The following is a 13,006-nucleotide window of genomic DNA, read 5'->3' on the forward strand; positions in this document are numbered from 1 at the left end:
GCCTTAGAAAGTGGCCGGCGCGTTCTGCATCGTGCCGGTGGTGACCGCGAGAACGATGATCAGGATGTAGACGATGGCCCCGACGACGCTGAGGATGGTTCCGACCAAACCGAGGATCCAGCCGACCTTGGCCAGAGTCCGGTTCGTCTCCGGCGAACGCCCCTCATCGATGGCCTTCAGCTCGGAGCGGCCCAGGATGATGGCCGGAATGCCCGACAGGAAACCGCAGCAGACCAGGCTGAGGATGCCCAACACCAGGGCGATGGTCGCCTTGGAATTGTTTTGGCTGGGCGCCGCCGGCGGCGGAGTCGGTTGAACCGGAGTGGAGGTGATGGGAGGCGTCATAGGCTCGTCCTTTCGTTCAATGGGAAAAAATCTGGGGCAGGACCCAACGAAAGGCCCAAGTTCCCAGGTAAAGCGTCACAGCGGCATAGGCCCAACCCATTCCCTTGCCTCGAGCCAGGGCCGAGAGCGGGGTGGAGCGGCCGAAATACTCGAAGCCGGCCAGGAGGGCGGCCGAGCCGAAGGCCAGGAAAAGCAGCGGCCCCAGCGGGTGAACCTCGAAGGCCCTTAGCCATGCCCCATGGGCCATCCAGGCGAAGCTGGTGGTCAGGCCGCAGCCGGGGCAGGGGATGCCGGTCCAGTGCAGAAAAAGGCAGTCGGGCAGGCCGAGCGAGCGATGGGTGCCCAGACCCGCAGGATTGGGCGTGAGCAAGGCGCTAAGACCCACGACGATCAAAAAACCGACGGGAAGCAGCAGCCAGAACCGGCGTCGAATCATGGTACTCCTTGACGGGCTATAGTGTGGAAAGCCCTGGCGATAGGCAACAAATATTTGATCGTATTGACCTATCTGGCCTTTTTGGCTATCTGCTTCGCAATTCTGGAAATTTGAACTGGAGCTTCCATGAAAAAGATTTTGACCCTTTTCCCTATATTAATGTTCGCGCTCTCGTCGCCGGCCCTGGCCGAGACGATCTACAAGCAGCCGAATAACCAGGCCAACTTCGTCAAGATCGAGAAGTTCAAGTCCGAGGACGGGGAAACGCTGAACCAACCCTACAATTTCGATGAAACCCAGCTCCGGGCCATCCTGAGCAGCCTCAAGTACGGCAAGAAGCTCATCCTGCTCAAGGAATCCAAGAATCGCGACCTCTACGAAGTCGAGTACATCGACAAGTTCGTGCCCTACCTGGTGCAAGCCTTCGCCAAGGCGAAGCCGAACCAAGCGGTGGTTTGGTCGGTGGTTCAGAAGCGGCCCTATTTCATCATTCGCAACGACAAGCTGACGATCGTGCGGATGTGGGTGGTCGGCAGCGAGCTGCACATGGATTTCATCAAGACCGAGGCCAAGCTCCAGGGCGATTACCAGGCCAAGACCACCGGCCAGAAGCTGATCGACGAGGCCAAGAGCATCGGCGTGACGATCGAGCCGCAGCAAGGCCAGAAGTTCGGCCTCAATTCGACCGACGAGCTGATCATCGACCTTAAGGCCGATTGGCCGACGATTTCGGCCAATTTGGCGGCCGAGGACGAGCGGCTTCGCCAAGAGGCCGAGGCCGAGAAGGCCGCCAAGAAGGGCCATCGCACTGCCAACGCCACTCCGGCCGCGGCCGCGCCGACTTCGGTGACCACCACGACTTCCAGCTCGACCGCCGCCACCAAGCCGGCGGTTTCGCCGGTCGATCAAAAGAACGCCCAGACCCGGCTCACCGAGCTGAAGAGCCTCAAGGATAAGGGCTTGATCAGCGAAAAGGATTACGAGCAGAAGAAAGCGGAGATCTTGAAGGATCTCTAACCTCCCCCCTCGCGGGGGAGGTCGGTTCGACGTAGTCGAACCGGGAGAGGGGGCGTGGCAAAGCAAGCATTGACTTGACGCTCCCCTCTCCCGCCCTTCGGGCACCAGCAAGCTCAGAAAAATCTAACATTGTCCAAAAGTTTGCCTGGCGACATTAAGTCGCCAGTTTGCCTTTTGGACCCCGCGAGGGGAGAGGGTTAAGAAATCTCCAGCACCTTGGGGCAATGCGACAAGACCTCGCAGCCGCCCTTCTTGACGTAGACCACGTCTTCGATCCGCACTCCGCCCAAGCCTGAATAGTAAAGGCCCGGCTCGACCGTGACGACCGTTCCGGCCTGAAGGATCTCCGAGATCTTGGACACCCGCGGCGCCTCGTGGATGTCGAGCCCCAAGCCGTGGCCGGTGCCGTGAAAGAAGCCCTGCATCCGCCCCTTCACCAGCCCGGTCTTGTAGCCCCGGGCCTCGAAGTAATCGTGGATCCATTGGTGGATCGCCATCCCGTTGACGCCGGCTTTGATCTTTTTGATCGCGCCCTCCTGGGCCTCCTTGACGGTGTTCCATTGTTTGCGGACGGCGTCGGAGGCCTTGCCCTTGACCACGGTGCGAGTCATGTCGGCATAGTATTGAGTGTCCATCGAGCGCGGAAAGACGTCCATGACGATGGTCTGATGGGCCTTGAGCGGGCCGAAGCCACGGCAGTGCGGGTCGACCGCCTGCTCACCGCCGGCGACGATGGTGCCGAGGCCGAGGCAGTTTTTCTCCATCAAGTAGACATTGATGACGCCCCGCAAGATTTCGCTGGTGAGCTTGGCGCCGCGCCAATACAGGTAGCCGTTTTTGATCTTGGCTTCGCCGAGCACCTGGTAAGCTTTTTGGATCGCCTCGGAGGTGAAGCGCAGCGAACGCTTGATCGCGGCTTTCTCCTCTTTCGTCTTCAAAACCCGGTCGGCATAAAAGGGGTCGGGCAGGGCCTGGGTCTTGAAGCGCTGCTTCTTGAGACCCAAGGCGAAGGCGAGGGGGAAGTTGGAAGGCACCGCGATTTCCTTGGCGCCGAGATCGCGGAGCACGTGGGCGATGACTTCCGACATCGTCGCTCGCTTGGCCTTGGGCGCGATTCTTTTCTCGATCTCGGAATAGCTCAGCACCTTGTCGACCTCGGCCTCCTTGCGGCCCCGGTCGACTTCGAGATCGTTCAAGATGAGGTAGCGTTTCTTGCGGTGCTCGATGAAGACGATGGGGTCGGGAGCGAGGAACTTGGTGGCCCAATAAAGGTTGGCGTCGGTCTCGGAGGCGGCGACCATCAGTCGAGTTTGAGGCAGCCGCGGCTTGGCGGTTTTGGACATGATCGAGAGATAGCGGGGATCCCGAGGAAAAGTCAATGATCCCGGGCGCTTCGATTTTTTTGCTGGGTCATCCTGAGCGAAGCGACGGATCTCATACCCACCAGGGTGGTCATAGATCCTTCGCTTCGCTCAGGATGACAGGGGCTTCCTGAATTGACTTTTGGCTGCTAATACGGTTAGCCCCGGCGGATGCAAAAACGGATCCTCGCCGCCGCCCTCGCCACGGCGCTGGTCTTTTTCGCCGGCGCCGCCCAAGCCAAAATCCACAAGAAGGAGCTGCGCTCCCATTTTCGAGGTGTCGAAATGGAGGCTCCGCCGCCGGTCGAGCTAAGTCTCGAGCTCGAAAGCGAGCCCGACTTCATCGGCTTCGCCTCCTGGTACGGCCCCGGCTTCCACGGTCGCCGCACCGCCAGCGGCGAGCGCTACAACATGCACGCGATGACCTGCGCTTCGCGAACCCTGCCTTTCGGCACCATGCTGGAATTGACCAATCTCTCCAATGGCGAAAAAGCCGTCGTTCGCGTCAACGATCGCGGTCCCTTCTATCGTCATCGCATTCTCGATCTCTCGCTGGCCGCGGCCAAAAAGCTCGGCTTTCATCGCAAGGGTCAAACCAAGGTGGCCGCGAGGGAAATATCGGTTGACACCGAAGAGGCCAGCCGTTAGCCAAGCCTCGGAATTTTTTTTACTTATCGGGCAGACCGCTTGTCTGCGGACGCAAGTGTCACCCTGGGATACCCTTAAAGATAGGAGTCGAATTATGTCTCGAAACTTTTTTCGCACCGCCAAAAAATTTCTATTAGCCGTTCTCCTGCTCAGCGCCTCGGTCACCGCGGCCCAAGCCGAGACCCGCGGCCGGCAGTTCGTTTTCAACGGCGGCCTCGGCGTTTTCGTGGGCACCGACGGCCTCGATGCCGCTTTCGACGTCAGCCTGGAGCCCGAGTATTTCTTCACCGAGCATACCTCGCTGTCCTTCCGCTTCGATATCACCGCCGGCGGCACCGACTCGGTCCACTTCGGCGCCCGCTTCCGCTACTATTTCAACATCACGCCCAAGGTCGATATCTTCGTCGGCGCCGGCGCCGGCGGCGGCACCGATTTCGACGGCAACGGTTTCGGCGACATCGCCATCCCGGTCTTCGGTTGGCAGTACGGCATCGGCGAGCACTTCAAGATCGGTTCCGACGTGTCTTTCGACATCGTCTTCGACGGCGACAATGCCGCCTTTGCGACCCGGCTCATGCCGGTGGTCCTGAAGTACGCTTTCTAATGGGTTGAAATGGGCAAGATCATCGACGGACAGGCCATTAGCCAAAAGCTCCGCTTGGAAGTGAAAGCGGGCGTCGAGGATCTGGTCCGTGAAAAGAAGGTCCGGCCCGGTCTCGCCGTGGTCTTGGTGGGGGAGGACCCCGCCAGCCAAATCTACGTCCGTAACAAGACGAAGGCCGGCGGCGAGGCCGGGATCGCCGGATTCCAGCACGATTTACCGGCCGACACCCAGCCGGCCCAGCTGCTCGAGCTGATCGACCGCCTCAACCATGACCCCCAAGTCCATGGCATCCTGGTCCAGATGCCCTTGCCGCCGGCCCTGCGCAACCTCGACATCCAATCCAAGATCGATCCGGCCAAGGACGTCGACGGCCTCCATCCGCTCAACCTGGGCAATTTGGCGACCGGCCGGCCCTGCTTCCGTTCCTGCACGCCCTTCGGCGTCATGAAGCTGCTCGACGAGATCGGCTACGATCTCAGCGGCAAACGGGCGGTGGTGGTGGGGCGGAGCAATATGGTAGGCAAGCCGATGGGGCTCATGCTTCTGGAGCGCAACGCGACCGTGACCTTTTGTCATTCCAAAACCGTCGATCTCGCCGGTGAAGTTGGCCGGGCCGACCTAGTGGTCGCCGCCATCGGCTCGCCCGAATTCGTCAAGGGCGGCTGGATCAAGCCCGGGGCGGTGGTGATCGACGTCGGCATCAACCGGCTGGCCAGCGGCAAGCTGGTCGGCGACGTCGAGTTCGAGCCGGCTCTGGAAAGGGCCTCCTGGATCACGCCGGTGCCGAAGGGCGTCGGCCCCATGACGATCACCATGCTGCTTTGGAACACCCTCCAGGCGGCCAGAACGGCGGCCGGCTGATGTCCCAGCTCAAAGCTCAGTTGGAGAGCGGCCAATTCGTCGTCACTTCCGAGATTGCGCCGCCCAAGGGCGCCGACCTCGGCGAATTCCTGGAGCACGCCCGCCTCATCAAGGGCCGGGTGGTCGCTTACAACGTCACCGACAATCAAAGGGCCATCATGCGGCTTTCCTCGCTGGCCGCGAGCATCGCTCTGATCCGCGAGGGCATGGAGCCGATTTACCAGCTGGCCTGCCGCGATCGGAACCGGCTGGCCCTGCAATCCGATCTGCTGGGCGCCGCGGCTTTCGGCATTCAGAACGTCCTGCCCTTGACCGGCGACTCGGTGGCCCAGGGCGACCACAAGGATGCCAAGCCGGTCTTCGACTGCACCTCGGTGAAGCTGATGATGCTCATCGAAAAGCTCAACCAAGGCTTGAGCATGGGCGACCATCCGCTCAGCGCCAAAACGAATTTTTTTGTCGGCGGAGCCGTCGACCCGAAGAACTTCGGCAACCGGGCCTTCTTTCAAAAGATGGAAGAGAAGATCAAGCACGGGGCGGCCTTTTTCCAATCCCAGCCGGTCTACGACCTGGCCCAAGTCGAGGCTTTCCACCGCTATTGCGAAGAGCAGCGAGTGAAGAGCCTGATCGGCGTCCTGTTGGTCAAGGGGCCGAAGCAAGCGGCCTTCCTCAATGCCCACGTTCCGGGCATCAAGATTCCCGACGAGATCATCGCCAAGTTCAACGGCAGCTCCGAGCCGCTCCAGGTCGGCATCGACTTCGCGGCCCAGCAAATCCGGGAGCTCAAGGGCCGGGCCCATGGCGTCCACATCATGACCGTGGGCCGCGAGGACTTGGTGCCGCAGATTTTGGATCGAGCGGGACTTTGATGCATTGTCATTCCGAGGAGCAAAGCGACGAGGAATCCCTGCGGAGTGACTTGGCGCGATGGGTTTCCGGATGACACAGGAGATGCTTCCCAATGGCTCTAAAAACTCCGCTCTACGAGTGGCATCGCAGTCACGGCGCCAAGATGGTCGAATTCGGCGGCTGGGACATGCCGGTTTCCTACGAAGGGGTGCTGGCCGAGCACAAGGCCGTCCGCGAAGCCTGCGGTCTCTTCGACATCTCCCACATGGGCGAGATTTTCATCAGCGGGGCCGGCTCCGAAAACGCCCTCCAATGGCTGACGAGCAACGACGTTTCCCGGCTCCGCGACGGCCAAGCCCAATATTCGCTCCTGCTCAACGAGAAGGGCGGAGCGGTCGACGACATCATCGTCTATCGTCTGAAGCCCGACCGCTTCCTGGTCTGCGTCAATGCCGCCAACATCGACAAGGACCGGGAGTGGATGAAGGCCAACCTCAAGCCCGATGCCGAGCTGACCGACCGCAGCCCCGAAATGGGCATGATCGCCCTGCAAGGGCCCGCCAGCCCTCGGGTCTTGGCCAAGCTCGGCTTCGATTTGGCTTCGGTCGACCGCTTCCATTGCCGGGAGCTGCGGATCGCCGGGGCTCCGGTTCTGCTCGCCCGCACCGGCTACACCGGCGAGGAGGGCTGCGAGTTCTTCCTCGAGTCCAAGGCTCTCTTGGATTTTTGGGAAGAGTTGCTGGCGGCCGGCCGCTCCGAAGGCTTGGTGCCGGTCGGTTTGGGAGCCCGGGATACTTTGCGGCTCGAAATGGGCTATCCGCTCTACGGCCATGAGCTCAACGAGAGCCTCGGGCCTTGGGAGGCCGGGCTCGGCTGGGTGGTCAAGCTCGACGCCAAGGATTTCATCGGCAAGCCGGCGCTGTTGGAGGCCAAGGCCAAGGGTGTGGCCAAGAGAGTGCGGGGCCTGCGGATGGAGGAGCCGGGCATTCCGCGCGAAGGCTTCGCCGTTTACCGCGGGGCCGATCGGATCGGCGCGACCCTCTCCGGAACTTTCAGTCCCTCGCTCAACGTTGGCATCGCCACCGCGCTCCTCGACGCCGATGCCGGCGTCGAGGGCGGGGAAATTTTCGTTGACATCAGGGGTAAAATGAAGAAAGCAAAAATCACGAAAATTCCCTTCCTAAATCGAAAAATAGGGGCAGGAGCCGGCGCTTTATGAATTTTCCCGAAGACCTGAAATACACCACCGAGCACGAATGGGTCCGAGTCGAAGGAGACGTCGCCACCGTCGGAATCACCGACTTTGCCCAGGAGCAATTGGGTGACATCGTATTCGTCGAGCTTCCCGAGGAAGAGGAAACCATCGAAAAGGGCGACACCTTCGGCGTCGTCGAGTCGACCAAGTCGGTCAGCGATCTCTACGTGCCCTTGACCGGCACCGTCATCGAGAGCAACGATCCTCTCCTCGACAGTCCCGAGGTCATCAACGAGGATCCTTACGGCGAGGGCTGGATGATCCGGATCAAGCTCAAATCGCCCGAGGAAATCAAAGAGCTGCTCGACGCCAAGGCCTACCAAAAGCTGATCGAGGAAGAAGAAGAGGGCGAATAAGGCGGCATGCGCTATCTGCCCCATACCCCCGAAGAGATCCGCCGGATGTCGGAGGCCATCGGCATCCAAGGCCCCGACGATTTATTCAAGGTCATTCCCGAAAAATTGCGGTTCCAAGGCCGGCTTGAGCTGCCGCCAGCTCTCTCCGAGATCGATTTGCTGCGCCACCTCAAGGCTTTGGGCCGGGATAACGAGACCGTCGACAGCCTATCCTCCTTCCTCGGCGGCGGCGCCTACCATCATTACATTCCGGTCGCGGTTTCCACCATCACCGGCCGCGGCGAGTTCCAGACTTCTTACACGCCTTACCAACCCGAGATTTCCCAGGGCACCCTCCAGGCCATCTTCGAATACCAGACGATGATCGCGTCGTTGACCGGGATGGATTTGGCCAACGCCGGCAATTACGACGGCGCTTCGGCCCTGGCCGAAGCGGTGCTGATGGCGCTGCGCCTGAGCGACGAAAAGCGCGACACCGTTTTGCTCGCCGGCTCGATCCACCCCGAGTACCGCGAGGTGGTGAGAACTTACCTGAGCAACATCGGCTGCCAGATCGTCGAGGTGCCGCGCGGCGCCGATGGCCGGCTCGACGGAGCGGCGCTGCAAAAGCTCTTGAACGACCAAGTCGCCGCGGTCTGCATCCAATCGCCCAACGCCTTCGGCGTGATCGAGGAGACCGCCAAGATCTCGGCCGCCGCCCGCCAGGCCGGCGCGCTGCTGATCGCCTCTTTCAGCGAAGCCTTGAGCCTGGGCCTGCTCGAGCCGCCGGGCAAGCAAGGCGCCGACATCGCGGTCGGTGAAGGGGCCTCCTTCGGCAACTTTCTCAATTTGGGCGGCCCTTATCTCGGGCTCTTCGCCACCAAGAAGGAATACGTTCGCCAGATGCCGGGCCGACTGGTCGGCGAGACGATCGACGCCGAGGGCAAGCGCGGCTTCGTTCTGGTCCTTTCGACCCGCGAACAGCACATTCGCCGCGAGAAGGCGACCAGCAACATCTGCACCAACCAGGCGCTCTGTGCGCTGGCGACGACGGTCTATCTCTCGCTGCTCGGGCCCAAGGGTTTGCGGCAATTGGCCGAGATCAACTACGCCCACGCCCGCTACCTGCGGGATGGCTTGACCAAGGTGCCGGGCGTGAAGCGGCTCTTCGCCGCGCCGCACTTCAACGAATTCGTCTTGGACCTGCCCTCCGACCCTAAGCAAGTCCTGAGCGCGCTCCATGCCAAGGGCATCGCCGGCGGCATTGCTCTCGGCAGCTGGGGCCCGGGCTTGGAGAGGGCGATACTGGTCTGCGCGACTGAAATGAACAGCAAAAGCCAGATGGATGAGTACATCCGGGCGCTGCGAGAAGTTTTGTAACCCCCCTTTGAAAAAGGGGGGCAGGGGGGATTTAAAGCCGTGGCAGGTGCCGAAGCGGAATTCATTGGCAGGCCGACGTTTTAAATCCCCCCTTGATTCCCCCTTTTTCAAAGGGGGGGAATATGCATTGGTAATATTATGAGCTCAAACGACCTCAAAAAAACCGGTCCCGGCAAGCGCGGCATGATCTTCGCCGAGCCGACGATCTTCGAGCGTGGCGCACCGGGCCGGCAAGGATATTCCTTGCCCGAGGTCGAGGTTCCGCTGAGCGATCCCGGCGAGGAGATCGCGGCCGGCTTGCTCCGCTCGGCCGAGCCGCTCCTGCCCGAAGTTTCGGAGCTCGACGTCATCCGCCACTTCACCCGGCTTTCGCAGTGGAACTACTCCATCGACACCGGCCTTTATCCCTTGGGCTCCTGCACGATGAAATACAATCCCAAGGTCAACGAGGAGGTGGCCCGGATGAGCGGCTTCGTGAAGCTCCATCCGCTGGCGCCGGAAGAGGATATCCAAGGCGCCCTCGAGCTGATGTTCCATCTCCAGGACTACTTGGCCGCGATCAGCGGCATGGACGCGACGACGCTCCAGCCGGCGGCCGGCGCCCAGGGCGAGTTCACCGGTCTCCTCATGATCCGGGCCTACCTGGCCGAGCAGGGCGACGCCCGGAAGAAAGTTTTGATCCCCGACACCGCCCATGGCACCAACCCGGCCAGCGCCGCGGCCTGCGGCTACAAAGTCGTCACCATCAAGACCGGTCCCGAGGGCATCCTCACGCCCGAAGCGGTGGCGGCGGCGATGGACCAGGACGTGGCCGCGATCATGCTGACCAACCCCAATACCTTGGGCCTCTTCGAGTCGGGCATCGCCGAGATCGCCGAGATCGTCCATGCCAAGGGCGGCTTGGTCTACTGCGACGGCGCCAACCAGAACGCCTTGGTCGGCATGGCCCGGGTCGGCGACATGGGCGTCGACGTCCTCCATTTCAACTTGCATAAGACCTTCACGACGCCGCACGGCGGCGGCGGTCCCGGGTCAGGCCCGGTTTCGGTGAAGAAGATCCTCGAGCCCTATCTGCCCCGGCCGGTGGTGGTGAAAAAGGACTCGGGCTACGCCTGGGACTTCGAGCGGCCGCGCTCGGTCGGCAAGGTCAAGGCTTTCTACGGGAATTTCGGGATGCTGGTCCGGGCCTACACCTACATCCGGGAGATGGGCGCCGAGGGCCTGCGCCAAGTCGCCCAACGGGCGGTGCTCAACGCCAACTACGTCCGCAAGAAGCTCGAAGGCGATTTCCAGCTCGCCTATCCCGGCGTCTGCATGCACGAATGCGTTTTCTCCGACAAGCTCCAGAAGAAAAACGGCGTCACCACCGCCGACATTGCCAAGCGGATGATGGACTACGGCTACCATCCGCCGACGATTTATTTTCCGCTGGTCGTCGCCGGCGCCTTGATGGTCGAGACCACCGAGACCGAGAGCCTCCAGACCTTGGAGCGCTTCATCCGCTCGATGAAGGAGATCGCCCGGGAGTGCCGCGAGGACCCGGACTTGGTCAAAGCCGCGCCCCACGTTCCCAAGGTCCGGCGGCTCGACGAGGTCAAGGCGGCCAAAGAACCGAAGTTCGTCTACGTCCCGACCGCGGCCATTCCCGGCGGGGAGCTCGATCCCAAGGCTTAGGCGTTGGTGTTCTCCAGGTCGAGCAGGGTGTTCTCGACCTCCTTCTCATCCATCAGCACGAAACTCTGAATGCCGCTCTTGTAGGCGTGGACCTCGGCATTGTGGATGTCGAACCACCAGCCGTGGATGCGCAGCACGCCTTTGCGCAAAGCGCTGCGGATGAAGGGGTAGGTTCGAAGATGCTGGATCTGCATGAGGACGTTGAGCTGGGAAAGGCGGTTGGCTTGGCTCAGGCCGGGAGTTTCCTGGAGCGGAAGCTTCTTTTCCTTCATCGCCGGCAGGCCGTTCTTGAGCCAGGAGGAAAGATAAGGCATCTCGGAGTTGACCGGCTTTTCGATCAAGGCCTGCATGGCTCCGCACTCGGAGTGGCCGCAGATCACGATATCCTTCACCTTCAGCGCCCCCACCGAAAACTCCAACGCCGCGCCCACCGAGGAATCGCCCTTGCCGGCGCCGAGCTCTTCCCAGCTCGGGACCAAGTTGCCGACGTTTCGCACGACGAAGAGATCGCCGGGGTTGGTCGAGGCGAAGAGGTTGGGGACGACCCGGCTGTCGGAGCAGGCGACGAAGAGCACGTCGGGCTTTTGTCCCAGGGCGAGTTTGGCGAAGCTTTCGCGGACCTCGGGCGAGAGATTGCGGCGGAATTCGAGGATGCCTTTGACCAGCTTTTCCATGCTTGTTTGATAGTCGGGGATTGGGGTGGGATCAAGGACAAAGGGAGTTTGTGGTGCTGCCGGCTTTTGCCTTTTTGCCCGGGCGGGGTCGGGGTGGGGATGCCCCCTCTCAAAAATCTGCCCGGTCGGGCTAGTCGGGTCAAAAAATCCGCTTCGCAATAAAACTTAGTGGCTTCCTTCGTCAGCCCCTAAGTTTTTTGCTCCGTCGGATTTTTTGCCCCTCCTACGCCCTCCCTCCTGCAGAGATATTTTGAGAGGGGGCATCCCCACCCCGACCCCGCCCTACCACTGTGCTGCCGGGAAAGACTTTAGTTCTTTTTGCATCTTTGCCCAAGGTAGGTCGGGGAGCCCCGGGGACTCCTCCGAACGGCTTTTGAACCGTCGATCACCTTAAAGCATCCAATAGACATCGATGGTTCAAGCTTTCCCCGGCCCGGCTTGAGGGCCGGGGAAAAAAGTGAGGAGGATGTCCCCGGGGCTCCCCGACCGGGCAAAAACCCCCGAGCACGCGTCGAGGTCCCCAGTGTTTGCTAAAGGTACGTGATGAAGTTCCAGTTCATGCGGAGCTCGCCGCCCTCCATGACCTTGGCGGGCGGAGCGGCGAAGGGGGCTGATTCGCGGATCGTGCGCAGGGCTTCCTCGTCGTAGCCCGGGATGCCCGAGGACTTGATGACGAAGAGCTCCTTGAGCCGGCCGTCGGCGCTGACTGTCACCGCCATCGAGACGTTGACCTTGCCGACGACGACCCGGTTGCCGGCGAAATGGGCCCGGAGCGGCGTCGAGGGGTTGAAGCGCATCCGGAAAATCCGCTTGAGCTGGGTGAAGTATTGGACGTCCGGGAAGGCGGCGGTGTTGAGGTAGGTCTTGCCGCCGATCTTGACGTCGGGAAAGAAGTCGTTGACGAAATTGTCGGGCTCGCCCGGAGCGCCGGGCCGGCCGAGTCGCGGAAGCTCGAAGCGCTCCTTCTTGGAGCTCGCAGGCTCCTTCATCGCGACTTTTTTCGAATCCTTCTTCTCTTTGGGCAAGTAGTCCTTAAAGTCGGTGGGCTTGAGGGCGAGGTCGTCGAGCGATACCGACTTTTCGGCCGGCTCTTCCTTCTCCGGCTTTTCGAGCTCGGACGGCGCCGGCGGTTCCGGCTCGGGCTCCTTCATCGCGACTTTCTTCTCGGGCTTTGGCGCCGGGAGGTCGGCGTTGTCGCCGCGCTTGCCGTCCTCGTCGGTCTCGGAGTCGAGCCGGGCGTTCTTGGGCACCCGGGCGACCGTCTCCTCGGGAACACTGGAATTATACTTGCTTGCGAAACGGGTCTTCTCCGGGACCTTCTCGACCTTGGGTTTGGCGATGTCGGCGATCTGAAGATTGGCTCCCGAAACCACCGGGATCGGCGGGGGCGGCAGGGCGGCGGCATCGACCCAGACCACCTCTTGCTCGGGCGGCGGAGGCGGAGCCTTGGCCCGCATTCTCTCCTGCATCGTGTAGAAAAACCCGCCCAGCAGCACGTGAAAGAGCAGCGAAAGCAGCGCGAATATCGCGACGCGGCGCATGTTTTTCTGGTCTTCGGTCATATTCT

The 13,006-nt window shown here is 61.5% G+C and carries 13 protein-coding genes and 1 pseudogene; 9 read left to right on the forward strand and 5 right to left on the reverse strand.

Features of this window, described 5'->3' with window-relative positions; genetic code table 11:
- Positions 1–3: 3 nt before the first annotated feature.
- Both VJR29_09400 and VJR29_09405 read right to left on the reverse strand, forming a co-directional pair.
- Positions 4–345: a DUF4190 domain-containing protein gene (locus VJR29_09400; GenBank protein HKY63622.1), complete on the reverse strand. Its 342-nt coding sequence runs from the start codon at positions 343–345 to the stop codon at positions 4–6.
- 16 nt (positions 346–361) lie between these two features.
- Positions 362–781, reverse strand: coding sequence for a DUF2752 domain-containing protein (locus tag VJR29_09405; protein ID HKY63623.1), 420 nt, complete (start codon positions 779–781; stop codon positions 362–364).
- Positions 782–907: 126 nt separating this feature from the next.
- Between VJR29_09405 and VJR29_09410 the strand changes: the two genes are divergently transcribed.
- On the forward strand, positions 908–1,798 hold the full coding sequence (locus VJR29_09410; GenBank protein HKY63624.1) for an SHOCT domain-containing protein: 891 nt from the start codon (positions 908–910) through the stop codon (positions 1,796–1,798).
- Positions 1,799–1,995: 197 nt separating this feature from the next.
- Here VJR29_09410 and VJR29_09415 read toward each other — a convergent pair whose 3' ends face one another.
- Positions 1,996–3,177, reverse strand: coding sequence for a Xaa-Pro peptidase family protein (locus tag VJR29_09415; GenBank protein ID HKY63625.1), 1,182 nt, complete (start codon positions 3,175–3,177; stop codon positions 1,996–1,998).
- 327 nt (positions 3,178–3,504) lie between these two features.
- Here VJR29_09415 and VJR29_09420 point away from each other — a divergent pair.
- From VJR29_09420 to gcvPB, 8 genes and pseudogenes are all read left to right on the forward strand, one after another.
- A pseudogene (locus VJR29_09420) lies at positions 3,505–3,807 on the forward strand (septal ring lytic transglycosylase RlpA family protein).
- A 94-nt stretch (positions 3,808–3,901) separates the two neighbouring features.
- Positions 3,902–4,411, forward strand: a complete 510-nt coding sequence (locus VJR29_09425; GenBank protein ID HKY63626.1) for an outer membrane beta-barrel protein — start codon at positions 3,902–3,904, stop codon at positions 4,409–4,411.
- Positions 4,412–4,420: 9 nt separating this feature from the next.
- The gene (folD, locus tag VJR29_09430) at positions 4,421–5,272 is read left to right on the forward strand and encodes a bifunctional methylenetetrahydrofolate dehydrogenase/methenyltetrahydrofolate cyclohydrolase FolD (GenBank protein ID HKY63627.1); all 852 of its coding nucleotides are present in this window, start codon (positions 4,421–4,423) and stop codon (positions 5,270–5,272) included.
- Positions 5,272–6,141 (forward strand): methylenetetrahydrofolate reductase, encoded by an 870-nt coding sequence (locus VJR29_09435; protein HKY63628.1) that lies wholly within the window; start codon positions 5,272–5,274, stop codon positions 6,139–6,141. Before folD ends, VJR29_09435 begins: the two co-directional genes overlap by 1 nt.
- A 92-nt stretch (positions 6,142–6,233) precedes the next feature.
- Positions 6,234–7,340: a glycine cleavage system aminomethyltransferase GcvT gene (gene gcvT, locus VJR29_09440; GenBank protein HKY63629.1), complete on the forward strand. Its 1,107-nt coding sequence runs from the start codon at positions 6,234–6,236 to the stop codon at positions 7,338–7,340.
- Complete coding sequence (gene gcvH, locus VJR29_09445; protein HKY63630.1) at positions 7,337–7,732, forward strand: glycine cleavage system protein GcvH; 396 nt, start codon at positions 7,337–7,339, stop codon at positions 7,730–7,732. The genes gcvT and gcvH overlap by 4 nt, the downstream gene beginning before the upstream one ends.
- Before the next feature lie 6 nt (positions 7,733–7,738).
- Positions 7,739–9,091, forward strand: a complete 1,353-nt coding sequence (gene gcvPA, locus VJR29_09450) for an aminomethyl-transferring glycine dehydrogenase subunit GcvPA (GenBank protein ID HKY63631.1) — start codon at positions 7,739–7,741, stop codon at positions 9,089–9,091.
- 138 nt (positions 9,092–9,229) lie between these two features.
- A complete protein-coding gene (gene gcvPB / locus VJR29_09455; GenBank protein ID HKY63632.1) occupies positions 9,230–10,765 on the forward strand; it encodes an aminomethyl-transferring glycine dehydrogenase subunit GcvPB in 1,536 nt (511 codons plus the stop codon).
- Here gcvPB and VJR29_09460 read toward each other — a convergent pair.
- Both VJR29_09460 and VJR29_09465 read right to left on the reverse strand, forming a co-directional pair.
- On the reverse strand, positions 10,762–11,439 hold the full coding sequence (locus tag VJR29_09460; protein ID HKY63633.1) for a carbonic anhydrase: 678 nt from the start codon (positions 11,437–11,439) through the stop codon (positions 10,762–10,764). The genes gcvPB and VJR29_09460 overlap by 4 nt on opposite strands.
- Before the next feature lie 530 nt (positions 11,440–11,969).
- Positions 11,970–13,001 carry an energy transducer TonB gene (locus tag VJR29_09465; GenBank protein HKY63634.1) on the reverse strand — a complete coding sequence of 344 codons (1,032 nt, stop codon included), beginning with the start codon at positions 12,999–13,001 and terminating at the stop codon, positions 11,970–11,972.
- Positions 13,002–13,006 lie beyond the last annotated feature (5 nt).

The organism is bacterium, assembly GCA_035281585.1.
In the GTDB taxonomy this organism is placed as follows: domain Bacteria; phylum UBA10199; class UBA10199; order DSSB01; family DSSB01; genus DATEDP01.

Coding starts and splice junctions, on each gene's coding strand:
- VJR29_09400 (HKY63622.1), bottom strand. CDS start 345: ATGACGCCTCCCATCACCTCCACTCCGGTTCAACCGACTCCGCCGCCG.
- VJR29_09405 (HKY63623.1), bottom strand. CDS start 781: ATGATTCGACGCCGGTTCTGGCTGCTGCTTCCCGTCGGTTTTTTGATC.
- VJR29_09410 (HKY63624.1), top strand. CDS start 908: ATGAAAAAGATTTTGACCCTTTTCCCTATATTAATGTTCGCGCTCTCG.
- VJR29_09425 (HKY63626.1), top strand. CDS start 3,902: ATGTCTCGAAACTTTTTTCGCACCGCCAAAAAATTTCTATTAGCCGTT.
- folD (HKY63627.1), top strand. CDS start 4,421: ATGGGCAAGATCATCGACGGACAGGCCATTAGCCAAAAGCTCCGCTTG.
- VJR29_09435 (HKY63628.1), top strand. CDS start 5,272: ATGTCCCAGCTCAAAGCTCAGTTGGAGAGCGGCCAATTCGTCGTCACT.
- gcvT (HKY63629.1), top strand. CDS start 6,234: ATGGCTCTAAAAACTCCGCTCTACGAGTGGCATCGCAGTCACGGCGCC.
- gcvH (HKY63630.1), top strand. CDS start 7,337: ATGAATTTTCCCGAAGACCTGAAATACACCACCGAGCACGAATGGGTC.
- gcvPA (HKY63631.1), top strand. CDS start 7,739: ATGCGCTATCTGCCCCATACCCCCGAAGAGATCCGCCGGATGTCGGAG.
- gcvPB (HKY63632.1), top strand. CDS start 9,230: ATGAGCTCAAACGACCTCAAAAAAACCGGTCCCGGCAAGCGCGGCATG.
- VJR29_09460 (HKY63633.1), bottom strand. CDS start 11,439: ATGGAAAAGCTGGTCAAAGGCATCCTCGAATTCCGCCGCAATCTCTCG.
- VJR29_09465 (HKY63634.1), bottom strand. CDS start 13,001: ATGACCGAAGACCAGAAAAACATGCGCCGCGTCGCGATATTCGCGCTG.